The sequence below is a fragment of the Luteococcus sp. Sow4_B9 genome (assembly GCF_052116585.1).
GTDB lineage: Bacteria > Actinomycetota > Actinomycetes > Propionibacteriales > Propionibacteriaceae > Luteococcus.
Map to the genome: position 1 here is coordinate 118,178 of NZ_JBQKKT010000008.1, position 14,623 is coordinate 132,800.

The 14,623-nt window shown below is 67.8% G+C and carries 14 protein-coding genes and 1 pseudogene; 5 read left to right on the forward strand and 10 right to left on the reverse strand.

The window, feature by feature from the left end:
* Positions 1 to 13 precede the first annotated feature (13 nt).
* The 3 genes from ACTQ49_RS07300 to ACTQ49_RS07310 all read right to left on the reverse strand — a co-directional run bounded on the left by ACTQ49_RS07300 (position 14) and on the right by ACTQ49_RS07310 (position 2,061).
* Positions 14 to 1,444: an amino acid permease gene (locus ACTQ49_RS07300; protein WP_441827188.1), complete on the reverse strand. Its 1,431-nt coding sequence runs from the start codon at positions 1,442 to 1,444 to the stop codon at positions 14 to 16.
* 141 nt (positions 1,445 to 1,585) lie between these two features.
* A complete protein-coding gene (locus ACTQ49_RS07305) occupies positions 1,586 to 1,849 on the reverse strand; it encodes a metal-sensitive transcriptional regulator (protein ID WP_441827189.1) in 264 nt (87 codons plus the stop codon).
* A 50-nt stretch (positions 1,850 to 1,899) separates the two neighbouring features.
* On the reverse strand, positions 1,900 to 2,061 hold the full coding sequence (locus tag ACTQ49_RS07310) for a hypothetical protein (RefSeq protein ID WP_441827190.1): 162 nt from the start codon (positions 2,059 to 2,061) through the stop codon (positions 1,900 to 1,902).
* 240 nt (positions 2,062 to 2,301) lie between these two features.
* On the opposite strand from ACTQ49_RS07310, the gene ACTQ49_RS07315 reads away from it, so the two are divergent.
* Positions 2,302 to 3,984: an FAD-dependent oxidoreductase gene (locus ACTQ49_RS07315; RefSeq protein WP_441827191.1), complete on the forward strand. Its 1,683-nt coding sequence runs from the start codon at positions 2,302 to 2,304 to the stop codon at positions 3,982 to 3,984.
* Between the two features lie 42 nt (positions 3,985 to 4,026).
* On the opposite strand, the gene ACTQ49_RS07320 is transcribed toward ACTQ49_RS07315, so the two are convergent.
* On the reverse strand, positions 4,027 to 4,917 hold the full coding sequence (locus ACTQ49_RS07320) for a hypothetical protein (protein WP_441827192.1): 891 nt from the start codon (positions 4,915 to 4,917) through the stop codon (positions 4,027 to 4,029).
* Positions 4,918 to 5,181: 264 nt separating this feature from the next.
* Here ACTQ49_RS07320 and ACTQ49_RS07325 point away from each other — a divergent pair, with 264 nt between their 5' ends.
* Positions 5,182 to 6,636, forward strand: coding sequence for an aerotaxis receptor Aer (locus tag ACTQ49_RS07325; protein WP_441827193.1), 1,455 nt, complete (start codon positions 5,182 to 5,184; stop codon positions 6,634 to 6,636).
* A 1-nt stretch (position 6,637) separates the two neighbouring features.
* Positions 6,638 to 6,994 (forward strand): MGMT family protein, encoded by a 357-nt coding sequence (locus ACTQ49_RS07330; RefSeq protein WP_441827194.1) that lies wholly within the window; start codon positions 6,638 to 6,640, stop codon positions 6,992 to 6,994.
* A gap of 71 nt (positions 6,995 to 7,065) precedes the next feature.
* On the opposite strand, the gene ACTQ49_RS07335 is transcribed toward ACTQ49_RS07330, so the two are convergent.
* Together ACTQ49_RS07335 and ACTQ49_RS07340 are read right to left on the reverse strand one after the other, a co-directional pair.
* Positions 7,066 to 7,650, reverse strand: coding sequence for a hypothetical protein (locus ACTQ49_RS07335; protein WP_441827195.1), 585 nt, complete (start codon positions 7,648 to 7,650; stop codon positions 7,066 to 7,068).
* 399 nt (positions 7,651 to 8,049) lie between these two features.
* Complete coding sequence (locus tag ACTQ49_RS07340) at positions 8,050 to 8,295, reverse strand: hypothetical protein (protein WP_441827196.1); 246 nt, start codon at positions 8,293 to 8,295, stop codon at positions 8,050 to 8,052.
* 148 nt (positions 8,296 to 8,443) lie between these two features.
* On the opposite strand from ACTQ49_RS07340, the gene ACTQ49_RS07345 reads away from it, so the two are divergent.
* A complete protein-coding gene (locus ACTQ49_RS07345; RefSeq protein ID WP_441827197.1) occupies positions 8,444 to 8,710 on the forward strand; it encodes a hypothetical protein in 267 nt (88 codons plus the stop codon).
* 17 nt (positions 8,711 to 8,727) lie between these two features.
* Here the strand turns inward: ACTQ49_RS07345 and ACTQ49_RS07350 are convergent, their stop codons facing one another.
* The 4 genes from ACTQ49_RS07350 to ACTQ49_RS07365 all read right to left on the reverse strand — a co-directional run bounded on the left by ACTQ49_RS07350 (position 8,728) and on the right by ACTQ49_RS07365 (position 12,504).
* Positions 8,728 to 10,050, reverse strand: a complete 1,323-nt coding sequence (locus ACTQ49_RS07350) for a Na+/H+ antiporter family protein (RefSeq protein WP_441827198.1) — start codon at positions 10,048 to 10,050, stop codon at positions 8,728 to 8,730.
* 561 nt (positions 10,051 to 10,611) lie between these two features.
* Positions 10,612 to 11,160 carry a potassium channel family protein gene (locus ACTQ49_RS07355; RefSeq protein ID WP_441827199.1) on the reverse strand — a complete coding sequence of 183 codons (549 nt, stop codon included), beginning with the start codon at positions 11,158 to 11,160 and terminating at the stop codon, positions 10,612 to 10,614.
* Positions 11,161 to 11,167: 7 nt separating this feature from the next.
* Entirely contained in the window at positions 11,168 to 11,659 is a 492-nt protein-coding gene (locus ACTQ49_RS07360) for a potassium transporter TrkG (protein ID WP_441827202.1), read from the reverse strand.
* A complete protein-coding gene (locus ACTQ49_RS07365) occupies positions 11,608 to 12,504 on the reverse strand; it encodes a potassium transporter TrkG (RefSeq protein ID WP_441827200.1) in 897 nt (298 codons plus the stop codon). The genes ACTQ49_RS07360 and ACTQ49_RS07365 overlap by 52 nt, the downstream gene beginning before the upstream one ends.
* Positions 12,505 to 14,092: 1,588 nt before the next feature.
* Here ACTQ49_RS07365 and ACTQ49_RS07370 point away from each other — a divergent pair.
* Positions 14,093 to 14,464: pseudogene (locus ACTQ49_RS07370) on the forward strand (DDE-type integrase/transposase/recombinase); the annotation flags it as partial.
* Between the last annotated feature and the right edge of the window lie 159 nt (positions 14,465 to 14,623).

Consider the following 14,623-nt stretch of genomic DNA (forward strand, 5'->3'; position numbering starts at 1 on the left):
ACGCGTGGTGGGGTCAGCGAGTCTGCTGGCGTCGGCCCTTCACCAGGTAGGCAACCCCCAGTAGTGCGATCCAGATCGGGCCCACCACCAGCGCGGGGCGGTAGCTGGGGATGAATCCCATCAGCACCACCACGGCACCCAGGCAGGCCAGCACCAGGTAGTTCGAGAAGGGGTGCCACGGCATCCGGAAGGCCAGCTGGTCAGCCTGGGTCCCAATGCGACGTCGAAACTTCAGCTGGGTGATGACGATCATGGTCCAGTTGAGGATGCCCGCCATCAGCGCCACCGAGATGACGTAGAGGAAGACCTTGCCGGGGAAGAGGTAGTTCAACAGCACGGCCGTCGCCGTCACGCAGGAGCTGGCCAGCACCCCCAGCCACGGGCTGCCGGCCCGGTTCAGTCGCGTGAAGAGGCGGGGAGCATTGCCCTGCTGGGCCAGCGAATAGAGCATTCGGCCATTGGAGTAGAGGCCCGAGTTGTAGGCGCTGACGGCCGCGGTGAGCACGACGACGTTGAGGATCGTCGCGGCCGAGTCGATGCCCAGGCGGGAGAAGATCGAGACGAAGGGTGACTCATTGCCGTCCAGCTCATTCCACGGGAAGATCGCCAGCATCACGAAGATGGCGCCCACGTAGAAGAGCAGGATCCGGTACACCACCTGGTTGATGGCCCGCGGGATGGAGCGACGGGGATCATCCGCCTCACCAGCGGTGATGCCAATCAACTCGACGCCGCCGAAGCTGAACAGCACCACCACCATGCTCATCGCCAGGCCCCAGGCGCCCGTGGGGAGGAAGCCGCCGTGGCTCCACAGGTTGCTGATGCCGGTGGCATCGCCGCCATTGCCCCAGCCGAACAGGATGATGGCCAGCCCCAGCGCGATCATCGCCACGATCGCCGCAACCTTCACCAGGGCGAACCAGAACTCGAACTCCCCGAAGGCCTTGACGCTGACCAGGTTCACCAGGGTGACCAGCACCAGGAAGGCGGCGCTGGAGACCCATAGCGGCACCGACGGGAACCAGAAGTTGACATAGGTGCCCACCACCACCAGCTCTGCCATCGAGACGGCGATGTAGTTGAACCAGTAGTTCCAGCCGGAGAAGAAGCCGGCGAAGGGGCCCCAGTTGCGGTAGGCGTAGTGGCTGAAGGCGCCGGAGACCGGTTCGTCCACGCTCATCTCGCCCAGCGCCCGCATGATCAGGAAGATGATGCCGCCACCCAGCAGGTAGGCGACCAGGATGGCCGGCCCCGCCATCGAGATGGCCGAACTCGACCCGTAGAAGAGTCCGGTTCCGATGGCGCCGCCCAGGGCGATCAGCTGGATGTGGCGGTTCTTCAAGGAGCGCTGCAGTTCGCCGACGTGTGGATCGGGCCCGCCGGTCTCATGTTGGGGCTGGTTTTCGCCCAGAGGCAGCGGGCCAGACGGGTGTGCGGCGGTCATGGGCGACGAGTGTAGACCGCTGATGGCGGTGCCCCGTGGTGGGGCATTGCCGCTGGAATGGTGGGTCAGTTGTCCTGGTCCGTTTTCCGCTCGTCTGGCGAAGCAAACTCGGACCAGGACAACCGTCCATCCATGCTGGTCTCAGGCCAAGGAGAGGAAGAGCTTCTCCATGGCCTGCAGGTCCGCCTCGCGGTCCGGGTTCTCCTCGGTGAGGCAGCGCTGCATCCCCGTGGAGATCAGCGAGAAACCCGCCCGGTCCAGGGCCTTGGAACAGGCGGACAGCTGGGTGAGGACGTCACGGCAGTCTCGTTCCTCCTCGATCATCCGGATGACGGCGCCCAGTTGGCCCTGGGCGCGACGCAGTCGCTTCAGCACGGCGTCCAGTTCGTCGGCGGGGATCTCCACTGTCACTCCTAGCTTGGGGGCGTCTCCTGGGGGCGACGCGGTGGTGGGAATCACCTTCCCATGATTCGGCCGAACAGGCCGTTCTTCTTCTGCTCCGGGTGGCCCGCGCACCACTGCGCGACGGGGACGGAGGCCTTCACCTGGTCGATGTGCTGGCCGCAGCCAGCCCAGGTGGTCTTGCCGCAGGTCTTGCACGCGACGGGTCGGCACATGGTGGTTCTCCTCTGGTGGATGCGCAGGGCGAGGTGCGCGGTGGTTGGTCTCTGGGGCCTCGCAGGAGGCCTTGTGTCCGGGCCGTCCCGCTGTGGGGACGGGGCGGCCCGTCGAGACTTCACTTTATACCCCCTGGGGTATAGGATCAAGGGGTAATCGGGTCTCCGGACACGTTCACCTGTTCCGGACGAACCCTGCAGAATGCCAACCAGACCCCCTGCACCAGAAGGACACTGGACATGAACACCGAAAGCAGCCCGGCCAACCAGCCCGCAGCCGTCAACCCCGCAGCCCAGCGCGTCGTGATCGTTGGAGGTGTCGCCGCCGGCATGTCCGCAGCGGCCCGCCTGCGTCGCCTCGACGGCAGCGCCCAGATCACCGTCGTCGAGCGCAGCGGCAACATCTCCTTCGCCAACTGCGGCCTGCCGTACCACGTCGGTGGCGTCATCGAGCAGCGCGACGCCCTGCTCCTGCAGACCCCGCAGGCGATCAAGGCCCGCTTCGACATCGACGTCTTCGTGGGCACCGAGGCCGTCGCCATCAACCGTGAACAGCACACCGTCACCGTGCGCGAACTCGACGGAGGGGCCGAGCGCGAACTGCCCTATGACAAGCTCGTGCTTGCACCGGGCGCGAGCCCGATCCGTCCGCCGCTGCCCGGAATCGAGCGGGCCCTGGGTTTGCGCAATGTGGAGGACACCGACGCGATGGTCGCGGCCCTGCCCGGTGCCCGCACGGCCGTGGTGATCGGCGGCGGCTTCATCGGCGTCGAACTGGCGGAGAACCTCGTCCACAAGGGCCTGCAGGTCTCGCTCGTGGAAGCCACCAGTCAGGTGATGGCCCCCCTTGATCCGGAGATGGTGGCCCCGGTGCACGCCGTGCTCCGTGACTCTGGCGTCGACCTGCGGCTCGGTGTCTCCGTGCAGGCCATCGGTGCCGACGACGTCGAGCTGTCCGACGGCACGCGGATCCCCGCGGACCTCGTCGTGGCGGCGATTGGTGTGCGCCCTGAATCGGGTCTGGCGAAGGCGGCCGGGCTCGAGATCGGTGAGCGTGGCGGCATCGTCGTCGACGAGCACTTCCGCACCAGCGATCCCGATGTCTTCGCGGTGGGCGACGCGGTGCACAAGGTGGATGCCGTCGACGGCTCCCAGACGCTGGTGCCGCTGGCCCAGACCGCGAACCTCCAGGGGCGTCGGGTGGCGGACCTGATCGCCGGTCGCCCGGTGCAGGACCGCCCCGTGCTGGGGACTGCGATCGTCGGCATCTTCGGCCTCCAGGTGGCCAGCACCGGGTGGAATGAGAAGCGTCTGGTGGAGGCGGGCCGCCCGCACCGCATCATCCACACCCACCCGATGAACCACGCCGGCTACTACCCGGGTGCGCAGCAGATGGCGCTCAAGCTCATCGTCGACCCGCAGACGGACAAGATCCTGGGCGCCCAGGGCGTCGGGCGTGAAGGCGTCGACAAGCGGATCGATGTCATCGCCACGGCCATGACCGCCGGGCTCACGGCCAGTGATCTGGCCGAACTGGAGCTGGCCTACGCGCCGCAATTCGGCTCGGCGAAGGATCCGGTGAACATGCTCGGTTTCGTGGCCGAGAACCTGGCCACCGGCCTGAGCCGGAACATCCAGTGGCACGAGGTGGAGGCTGCACAGGAGGCTGGGGCCACCGTCGTCGACGTGCGCACCCCAGGGGAGTACGAGGCTGGCAACATTCCCGGCGCCCTGCTCATCCCCGTCGACGAGCTGCGCGAGCGGCTGGATGAGCTGCCCGAGGGGGATCTGGTGGTGCACTGCGCCGTGGGCGTGCGTGGCCACATCGCCGCGCAGATCCTGGCCGCAGCGGGCCGTCCCGGCGCCCGCAACCTGGACGGCGGATTCAAGACCTGGCGTGCAGGCATGGACGCCCGCGCCTGAGCCCGGGTTCGCTCGCAAGCCCAGCACCGCTGGGGCTGCCGGTCACCACACCCAGGTGACGCCGTGCAGCCCCAGTGGCGCGTCCAGGGTCAGGTACTGGACCTGGCCCTCCACCAGCTGCAGGGGCACCCCGGGCAGCTGGTCCTCGGGCCAGGGTTCCTCGGGGCTCACGTCCATGCTGGGCAGGTGGTAGCCGTGAATGGTGCGGGGCGGTTCCCCGGCGAAGGTGACGGAGGTGACCACCTGGCGATGGTCATTGGCCAGGGAACGCTCCCAGCGGAAACTCGGCGTGGTGGTGGGAGCCCATTCCACGCGGTACTTGAAGTGGTGGGCGTCTCCGGGTTCGAGGCGACGGGGGAAGAGCGCCTCGGAGACCACCATGCGGATCTCGGGCAGTTCCACCTGACGCCCGATCCGGCAACCAGCCACGGCCTCGACGCCGGGAATCCCGTCGGCGCCCTCCTCCTGTTGGAAGATCAGTGGAATGCGGTCGATGGCCACGACGTCCGCGCGGATGATGACATGGGAGACCACCTCCTTCTCCGTGCGGTCCGCGCCGATCCGCACGTCGTCGTCGACGGAGATCCCGCGGTACTGCCGGCAGTCTCGCAGCCCCAGGTCGGACAGCGCCGCGTCGACGAGTTCTGGTTCGGGCAGGACGCGGGTGAGGTCCCACTGGGCAAAGGTGCGCCCGTCGATGGCCGCCACCAGGCTGCCGGGCTGGATCTCCAGGATTCGTTCGAGTTCGGCCAGGACCCGCAGGGAGCTGGTGCGACGTGGCGTGGAACGGCCGGTCTGCCAGTAGCTCAGCGTGGCCTCCGACACGGGTGTGCCAGCCGCCACCAGGCGGGCGTGGACCCGCTGGAGGGTGAGCTTGCGGTTGCGCAGTGCCTCGGAGAAGACCTCCGCGAAGTGACCGTCCGCCGGGCGCACCCGGGCGCTCGAATTCCCCCTGGTCCTCGAATTCTCTCTGTTGCTTGAATTCTCCGCCATGCCTCCATGGTGCCCGCCGCGACCGCCGGCCGCAGGGGTTCGACCCAGCGCTGTTCTCACGTCACGCCCCAAAAGGCTGTGGTGAAAGTATGTGGACCGTCGGGGGACTAGTGTTGTGAAGTCCCCCGACTCCTCCCTCGGACCCCGTCGTAGTTCGCAGCGCAGCCCGTGCACGGTTGCAGAGCGACGCAGAGAGGAAACCACATGCTGGAGCAGCAGCCAGCGGCGATCGAGATCGCACCGGACGAACTCTTCTTCTCCACCACGGATTCCCGTGGCGTGATCGAGAAGGCGAACAGTGTCTTCGTGCGCCTCTCCCGCCACCCCTGGGAAAGCCTGGTGGGCGCACCCCACAACATCATTCGCCACGACGACATGCCCGGCGGAGCCTTCCGCCTCATGTGGCAGACCCTGCAACAAGGGCGGCCCTTCTGTGCCTATGTGGTGAATCAGGCGGCCGACGGAGCGCCGTACACGGTCTTCGCCACCATCACTCCGCTGGGCGACGGCTACCTCAGCGTGCGCTCCCGGCCCTGCGTCGACGGCCTGCTGCAGACGGCGCTGGGTCTGTATGCCCGCACGCGCGAGGTGGAGCGGGCGCGGCTGGCCGAGGGTGACGGGGCTCCGGCTGCCGCGGTGGTGGGGCTGGAGACCTTGGCCAGTCTCCTGCAGGATGTCGGAATTGCCGACTACGAGGACTTCGTGCGGGCGGCGCTGCCTGCGGAGGTGCAGGCCCGCTCGGCCTTGGTGTCCGGGCTGGCAGTGCGTGAGGGGCAGGGGCCGCTCTTCGGGCTGCTGGACAGTGTCAGGGGCATCGACGCACAGCTGGTGGGCTGGACCACCCAGATGGACCGGCTGGCCGAGCTGACCGAATCCCTCGCCAGGGGTGTGGCGGAGCTGGACGAGGTGATGGCGGCCAGCAGCCAGACGGCTCGCGAGGTGACCGAGCAGGCCGGCGATGGCAACCCGATCATGCTGGCGGTGAATGTCTGGGCGTCGATGATGCCGGAGATCGAGGCGGCGCTGGCCGAACTGGTGAAGGACCTCCAGGGGCTGGCTGCCAGCTCCGCGGAGACTCGCTTCCGGATCGCGCTGGCGCGCCTGCACAATGACGCGACGGGTCAGTTCGTCGTGGAGCTCATCGATGCTGGACGGGGGACGGGGGCGGCCCAGGGCAGTGGTATTGCGGCCATCACGGATCTGGCCCGGGCACTCGACGAGGGCATGGTGCACACCGGTGACCAGGGCCGACGCAATGCCGAGCTGGCAGAACAGGTGGCGAGCAGGATCGAGTCCGTGCGCGAGCTGATGCTGGTGCCCCAGGGCCTGCTGGGCAACTGGCAGGAGATGGCCCAGGATCGGCAGGACAGCCAGGCCAGTGCACTCATCCCCCGGATGGCGGGACAGATGGCGGAGGGCGATCGTGCGGCCGGCGTGCTGGCGGAGCTGGCGGAACAGTGCCGGGCGCAGGCCCAACCGCTCGACATTGCGGGGATCGACCAAGAGCTCAGGAGGATCCGCACCCTGGTGGAGGAGGTCTCCGGCGAGCAGATGGTCACCACCTCACGACGGGCTGCCCGAGCGATGCCGGAGGATGACGAACCGGTCGACGATCCGGTTGACGAGCAGCGGACCCCGGGGCCACGTCGGGGCGTCTGACGTGGACGACGTCCTGGTGGAGCGGGTGCTGCGTCTGGTGGAGCAGGTGCCGGCCGGTCGGGTGGTGAGCTACGGGGACCTGGCCAGGGCGCTGGGCACCGGCCCGCGCCAGATCGGGAAGGTGATGGCTCACTGGGGTCACGATGTGCCCTGGTGGCGGGTGACCAGCGCTGCCGGCCAGTTGCCCGAGCATCTCTTGGCGGACGCGCGCCGTCACTGGGAGGCCGAGGGGATCGCCCTCAGCCGCACGATGAAGGGGTGCCGGATTGCCGAGCACCGGTGGGCGGGGGATGGCCTTGCGGCGGCCGCCAAGCAGGTGGAGCGGGATCTGGCCACGGCATCCGGGGCAACCGTGTGACTCCTTGAACACTGTCCGGATTGAACACTGTCCGGATCGAACAATGACGTGGGTCCCCACGCGGGCAGGGGTCAGCAGGCGGGCAGGGCGTCCGGGATCTCCTCCGGTCCGTCGGCACCCACCCGGATGTCATGAGCGCGGCCGTCGATGCGCACGGTGACCGTGGTGCTGGAGGTCCAGCGGACTGCGTCCACGCGCTGCTGGGGCGTCAGGCAGCCCACGGTCCAGTAGCGGCTGGCGGACCCGCCATTCTCCTCGAGCCGCAGCCGGCTGCTCGCCGGCAGGGAATGGGGGTTCTGGGTGACGACGATGGCGTGCTGCCCGTCGGGTGCGGTCCAGGTGCCCTGATCGGACGGTCCCTTCCACGGGCTCGTGACTGCGGCGTGGGTGGCCAGTGCCAGCGTGCCCGCGATCATGCAGACCGCGGCCGCCACAGGACGTCGCCGTGCCACCAGGAAGCTTGTGAGAAGGGCTGTGACAGAGACCATCAGGAGGCAGGCCGGCGACGGCAGCACCTCCGCCTGCAGGAATCCCTGGCGCGGTCCGCCGAGCAGGGAGGAGGTCAAGGCCAGCAGCAGGGCCACCGAGGCGACGCCACCACCCACGACAGCGGGGGCGCAGGAGCGCCCGTCCGGCAGTGTGGGTGCGTGGGTCATGCAGGCATCGTTGCACCGGGCAGGCGACTCCCAGTGATGTCTGACCATTGGCAGAATATGCGCTGGTCAGGCCGCCATTCCTGCCGGTCAAGGCATCGGTGCCGCCGGACCTGATGGCGCGGGTGGCGCGGAGTCTAAGCCTATGTACAGGCACGGTCGGCTGGCCGTGCCCGGGCAGGTCGAAGGACCGGCGCGGAGCTGCCGAGTCTGGTTCGGCGGATCTGGCGATGTGCGGCTGTCCATGCAACCTGCGGGGCGCCCGGTGCGTAGAAGGAGTAGGACACCTGCCGTGACCCGTCGGCGGGGTCCTCGAGCCGAAGGGGAAGTCATGAAGCGTCGTCGTCCAGTTGTCGTCCTGTTGGCAGCATTCGGACTGGCCCTGGCGGGCTGTGGAGGGGATCAGACTGGTTCCGTCCCAGAGGGGATCGACGGCCCAGCCGCGGAATCGCCAGCGCAGACCGGGACCGCTGGCTCCGTGACCCCGCAGCCCGGTGCAGACGGGTCCTCGCAGGCAACCCGGATCGCCACCGCGTCCAGCCCTGCGGTGCAGCCCGCCTCGGCATCCGCCAGTTCGGCGTCGTCAAGCCAGATCGACGCCGGCGCGGGGACATCCAGTACGGGGACATCCAGTACCGGGTCATCCATGCAGGCGACTTCGAACCCTGAGTCATCCACAGCGGAAACTGCTGAGCCGGCCCCCTATCGGGCAACCGGTGGCGCGGGCGATGGACTGTACTTCTCCACGGGCGCACTGCGCTGCGGGATCACCCCGGTCCTCAGTGGATGTCAGTCGATGGAGCTCGTCAAGAATCTCCCCGAATGTGACAACCCCGAAACCAAGGCGCCCTATGTGGCGCTACACGCCAGTGACGACCCGAGCACCTGCACCAGTCAGGGGGTCTTCGTGGCCGAGCGTGTCGAGGAGTTGCCCGTCGGGCAGCGGCTCAGTGCCCACGGCACCACCTGCACGGTGGTCGCACGCGGATCGGTGCAGTGTTCCAGTCAGCTGGGCTCGCTGGTGGCCAACCCGCAGGAGTTCAAGCTGGAGGTCAATCCCTGATCGGGGTGGGCCAGGTCTCAGAGCACCATCGCCGCAACCCAGCCGGCCAGCAGCAGTGGGATGTTGAAGTGCAGGAAGGTCGGCAGCACGGTGTCACGAATGTGGTCGTGCTGGCCGTCGGCATTGAGACCTGAGGTGGGGCCCAGCGTCGAGTCAGAGGCGGGGGAGCCCGCATCGCCGAGCGCGCCGGCCGTGCCGATGAGGGAGACGGTGGCGAGCGGGGAGAAGCCCAGCTGCAGACACAGCGGCACGAAGATCGTGGTGATGATGGGCAGGGTGGAGAAGGACGAGCCGATGCCCATCGTCACCAGCAGGCCCACCAGCAGCATCACGAAGGCGCCCGTCACCTGGGAGCCGCCGAAGGCCTTGGCGCTGGCGGTGACCAGCGAGTCCACCTGGCCGGTGTCCTTCATCACCTGCGCGAAGCCCTGGGCGGCGATCATGATGAAGCCGATCATGGCCATCATCTTCATGCCGGAGTCGAAGACCGCGTCGGCCTCGCTCCACTTGATCACCCGGGCCGCGACGAAGACGGCGAAGCCCACCAGGGCGCCGAGCAGCAGGGAGTCGGCCCAGATCTGAACCACGAGGCACAGCACCACGGCCAGCAGCGCCACGACGATGTTGTACGTCCGCACGGGCTCGCCCAGGTGCACATTGCCCTGGCCCTCGACGGGCTTGTTCTCGTAGTGGCGGGGCTTGCGGTAGTTGAAGAAGGCCAGCAGGAGACCGGCCAGCATGCCCAGGGCGGGGATGCCCATGGCGATCATCACGTTGATGCCGCTGGTGTCCAGGCCGGCCTTGTTGATGTTGGAGAGCAGGATGTCGTTGAGGAAGACATTGCCGAAGCCGTAGGGCAGGTACATGTAGGTGGTGACCAGACCAAAGGTCATGATGCAGGCCAGCAGGCGGCGGTCCACGTCGAAGCGGTTGAAGGCCAGCAGCAGCGGTGGGATCAGCAGCGGGATGAAGGCGATGTGGATCGGCACCAGGTTCTGGCTCATGATGGCGACCACGAGCACGACGCCGAGCAGCCCCCACTTGAGGCCCTTGGAGGCGGTGCTGCCTTCCTCGCCGGCCTTGTTGACCACCCAGGCGGCGAAGGCCTGGGGCATGCCGGAACGGGCGATCGCGACGGCGAAGGCGCCCAGCATGACGTAGGAGAGGGCGATGGATGCGCCATTGGCGATGCCCTCGGTGAAGGATTCCATGGTGCCGGTCAGCCCCATTCCGGCGCTGACTCCTCCCACCAGGGCTCCGATGATCAGTGAGATCACGACGTGGACGCGCGCGAAGGACAGCGCGAGCATCACGATGACGGCCAGGACGACGGCATTCATGGGCAACTCCAGAGGCAGGAAACGAGCCAACGGTAGTGCCTGTCGTCGTCTTCGGCGGCATCGGGTTTCGGTGGGTGAGGTGGCCAAGCTGTTGGCGAGCTGAAGTGGGCGAAAATCGTGTTGTCCCCTGATCGGGTGACGGGAGGATTGCCCGTTTGCACGTACAAACGGCGTCCGTGTCACAGTCTGGGGGGACACGTGCGTCACGAGTCTGAAGCGGAGCTGAACTGGGCGCCGTCGGGCACGGGAGGGGCCATTTGCCCCACGAACCGGACGCCCGTCAGAGTAGAGGCATCGCACGGCACCCGATCGGGGGAGAGGGTGCAAGGGGTTCGGGGGAGCCCCACAGCGATACGGGTTCGGGGGAACCCACGGTCAGTTCGGGGGAGCTGACAGCGACCGTTTCGGGGGAGACGGGAGCAGGAAATTCGGGGGAGAACTGGATCGCGATCGGGGGATGACGATCCGTGGACCCGAGGGGCCCGGACGCGCACAGCGTCCGGGCCCGGTTCCGTTTCCGGGGCCCTTCGCGCACGTCGCGGGTGCGGTGGTCGGGCTGTGTCAGCCGAGGGCGGCGAAGCGGTCCAGATCGGGCTTGGTGCCCGTCAGGATCAGCTGGTCACCGGGCAGGATCAGCTGGTCACCGGGCAGGATCACCGTCTCCGGTACTGCGTACTGGAAGGGTTCACCCTCCCGCTTGAGCCCGACGACGGTGACGTGGTGGCGCGAGCGCACGTCGGACTCCGCCAGGCTCTGGTGGCAGATGGCGCCGGGTGCGGAGATGCGTGCCACGGCGAAGCCGTCCTCGAACTCGAAGTAGTCGATCAGGTGGCGGGCGACGGCGTGCGCCACCCGCACGCCGGCGGCATGTTCCGGGTAGATGACGTGGTCGAGCCCGATCTGGGCCATCGCCTCCTCGTCCGTGGCGTCGACGACGGCGACATTGTCCAGCGTCGTGGCGAGCCGGGCCACCAGTGCTGCGTCGCGGTCCACGGCGATCACCTCCACGCCGAGCTCATCCAGGCGCCGGGCCGCGGCCGCGCCAAATCGCCCGAGGCCGACGACGAGCGCGGGGTCGCCGCTGGTGGGCGCGTTCTGCTTGCGGAACATGGGTCTCCTATCCGACCAGGGGGTCTTCTTTTGGCAGTTCGTAGCGGCGAGGCCGGTCGTGCAGCGCGATGGCCGTCGCCACCGTGACGATTCCGACGCGCCCCAGGAACATCAAGGCCATCAGCACGGCCCAGGACTGGTGGTGGAGTGTGGGCGTCAGGTTCATCGAGAGCCCCACCGTGGCAAAGGCGCTGATCGCCTCGAAGGTCAGGGCGTGCAGCGGGACCTTCTCCCAGCTGGCCAGCAGGAGCACGGCGGTGAAGACCACCGCCGTGGCCAGGGTGATGACGGACAGCGCCTGCCGGGTGGCTGCCGAGCTGATCTTGCGTCCGCCGAAGATGGTCTTGCGTTCACCCGCGATCTCGGTGGAGACGGCCAGCAACAGGACGGCGACGGTGGTGACCTTGAGGCCGCCCTCCGTTCCGGCCGCGCCACCGCCGATCATCATCAGCCCGAAGTGGATGGCGATGGTGGGCTGGGTGAGCCCGGCGTAGTCGATGGAATTGAATCCCGCGGTGCGGGGGAAGACGGTTCCCCGAGCGTGCCGAGGAGCTTGCCCGCCACTGGCTGCCCACCCAGCGTCGCGGGATTGTTCCACTCGAAGGCGACGAAGGTCAGCGCACCGAGGGCCAGCAGGACGGCCGTGCCCAGGGCGGTGAGGCGCAGGTGCACTGACGGGGTGCGTCGGGTGAGCAGGCCGCGATGCCTGTTCAGCAGCTCCAGGTAGACCGGGAAGCCCAATCCGCCCGCGATGATGGCGGCGCAGATCGGCAGCATCACCCACGGGTCCTGGTTGAAGCCCATCAGGTTGTCCGAGTACAGCGCGAAGCCGGCATTGTTGAAGGCGGAGACTGCGTGGAAGAGGCCTCGCCAGAGCGCCGACGGCAGACTGTGCCCCAGCGTCAGGAAGCGCGCGGTGAGCAGCAGGGTGACGGCGCCCTCCGCGGCCAGCGTGATCAGGAGGATCTGTCGGGGTACTCGTTGGATGCCCGGGATGAGGGCGCGCACTTCGGACTGCGCGAGCCGTGCGGTGCGGTGGTTCACGCGTCGCACCACGCGGAAGAGCAGGAGGCTGGTGAGGGTCATGATGCCGAACCCGCCCAGCTGGATGAGGGCCAGGATGACGCTCTGCCCGAAGTGGGTCCAATGGGTTGCGGTGTCCACCACGGCAAGGCCCGTGATGCACAGTGCTGACATGGCTGTGAAGCAGGCCTGCCACCAGTCGGTCTGCTGCCCGGGCGTGGTGGCGGCCGGGAGCATGAGCAGCGCGCTGCCCAGCGCCCAGCCGGTCAGGTAGACGGTGGGGAGGAGTCGGCCGGGGCGTTCCAGCGCTGATCTGCTCACCCCAGAACGGTAGGACCGCAGTGGCCTGTGGCGCGATTCGGCTTGCTGAAGCCAAGCTGAAGGCCTCCGGCGAGATCCTGGGTGGACGGTTGTCCCCGGATTGTGGGACAAGCGTCGGGGCCGAGGTCCTCCGAGGGGGCGTTCTTGTCCCCTGAATGGGTGACAGAACGGCCGTCAACAGCCAATTTCTGATTGAAAGCGCTGGTCAAAGGGCCTTAACCGTTAACTTGTCTTCAATTCGGATGCCCTGCAGAGTTGAGTCATCGCAAGGCACCCGATCCGGGGGGTGAAGGTGCCGGGGGAGTTCGGGGGAACTTCCCAGCGAGAAGGGTTCGGGGGAACCCAACCCGGTTCGGGGGAACTGGGAACCAACTCGGGGGAGTTGGACGCGACCACCTTCGGGGGAAGTTGGGAGCACAGCTGATTCGGGGAATCAGACAGGATCTGGAATCGGGGGATTCACGATCCAAGGACCTACGGGCCCGGACGCAGATGGCGTCCGGGCCCGATGTCATTGCTGGCCTGACTCATCTGGCCGGATCGGGGGCTGGGGTCACAGGGCCGGGTGCAGGTCCTTCATCGCAAAGCGCTGACGGCCGGCGACGGCCAGCACGTCAAGCCCCAGCGTTGTCACGCAGATCACCAACAACACGCCCAGATCCCTCAGGAAGTGGCTCCACAGCCCACTGGAGATGACGATCCGGAAGGCGTCAATCGTGTAGGTGATCGGCATGAACGGGCTGATCCACTGGAAGAAGGGTGGCAGCACGTCGGCCGGGTAGGTGCCACCGGTGGACGAGAGCTGCAGGATCAGCAGTACCAGCAGCAGTGCTGATCCCGGCAGCCCCAGTGCCATGCGCATCGTGTGCGCAATCAGGGAGAAGGCGATCGCCGTGACCACCACCAGCAGCACGGCCGCCGCTCCGTGTTCCGGTTCCAGCCCCAGGGTGACCCACACGATGCCGAGCGTCAGCAGGGATCCCAGGGTGCCCACCATCGCCACGGGAAGGTAGGCCGAAAGGGTCAACAACAGCGGGTGCTGCCGCCCCGCCAGCAGGCGGCCCGAGATGGGCCGCATCACCATGAAGCCGGAGACGCCGAAGACCCAGACGGCGATCGAGAGCATCATCGGGGCGATGCCGCGTCCGTAGACCTTGGCGGGATTGTCCACCACGGTGCGCACATCCGCCGGGGCGGCGAGCACCTGGGCGGCGCCCTCGGCCTGGTCATCGTTCAGGGCCGGGATCCGCTCCACTCCATCGGCCAGGCCGGTGTGCAACTTCTGCGCACCGGCCGTGAGGGAGCCCAGACCGTCGTCGAGCTTGTCGGCCCCCGCGACGAGTTTCCCGCTGCCGGTGGACAGTTGCTGCAGGCCGGTGTCGAGTTGGGCGACGCCGCCGCCTGCCTTGACGATGCCGGTGGACAGCTCGCCCGCGCCGGTTTGGGCGGAGTCGATTCTGGCGTGCAGGCGCTGTGCCCCGTCGGCCACCTGGTGCGCGCCGTCGTTGAGCTGGTTGAGCTTGCCGGAGGCCTCGGCCAGCTGTGCACTGGCGTCCGAGGTCTGGATCCGCGTGTTGAGCTGGGAGCGACGTGGTCGGGGTGGGTCTACGTCGCGTTCGTCATCGATGCCTACGCGCGCCGGATCTTGGGCTGGCGAGCCGGGACCAGCATGACCACCCAGCTGGTGCTGGATGCGTTGGAGCAGGCGATCTGGACCCGGCAGCGGGAAGGCCACGACCTGACTGGACTAGTGCATCACTCGGACAGAGGCGCCCAGGCCGGCTATACCCAGGCCGAGCTTGCAGAGCGGATCGGCGTCGGCCAGCGGCAGGTGTCCAAGATCGAGAACGGCGACATCGAGAACGCCAAGGTCGGCACCATCCGCGGCTACCTCGAAGCAGTCGGTGGCGGCATGGCCCTCGAGTATGTGATTGGCGGTCACCGGGTCCAGGTCGCCTGACCCACTGCAGATGCCGCGGGTGCGTGGCCTCCGGCTGCCGCGCCCTCATGGCACCCCTCTGTGTCAAGGGTGGCTCATGACGCGATCGGCAGCGGCGTCGTAAGGTCGGGGTCAGCGGGTTCGGGAAGTGACTTCTTCGAAGTGCTGGTGTGGGACTGT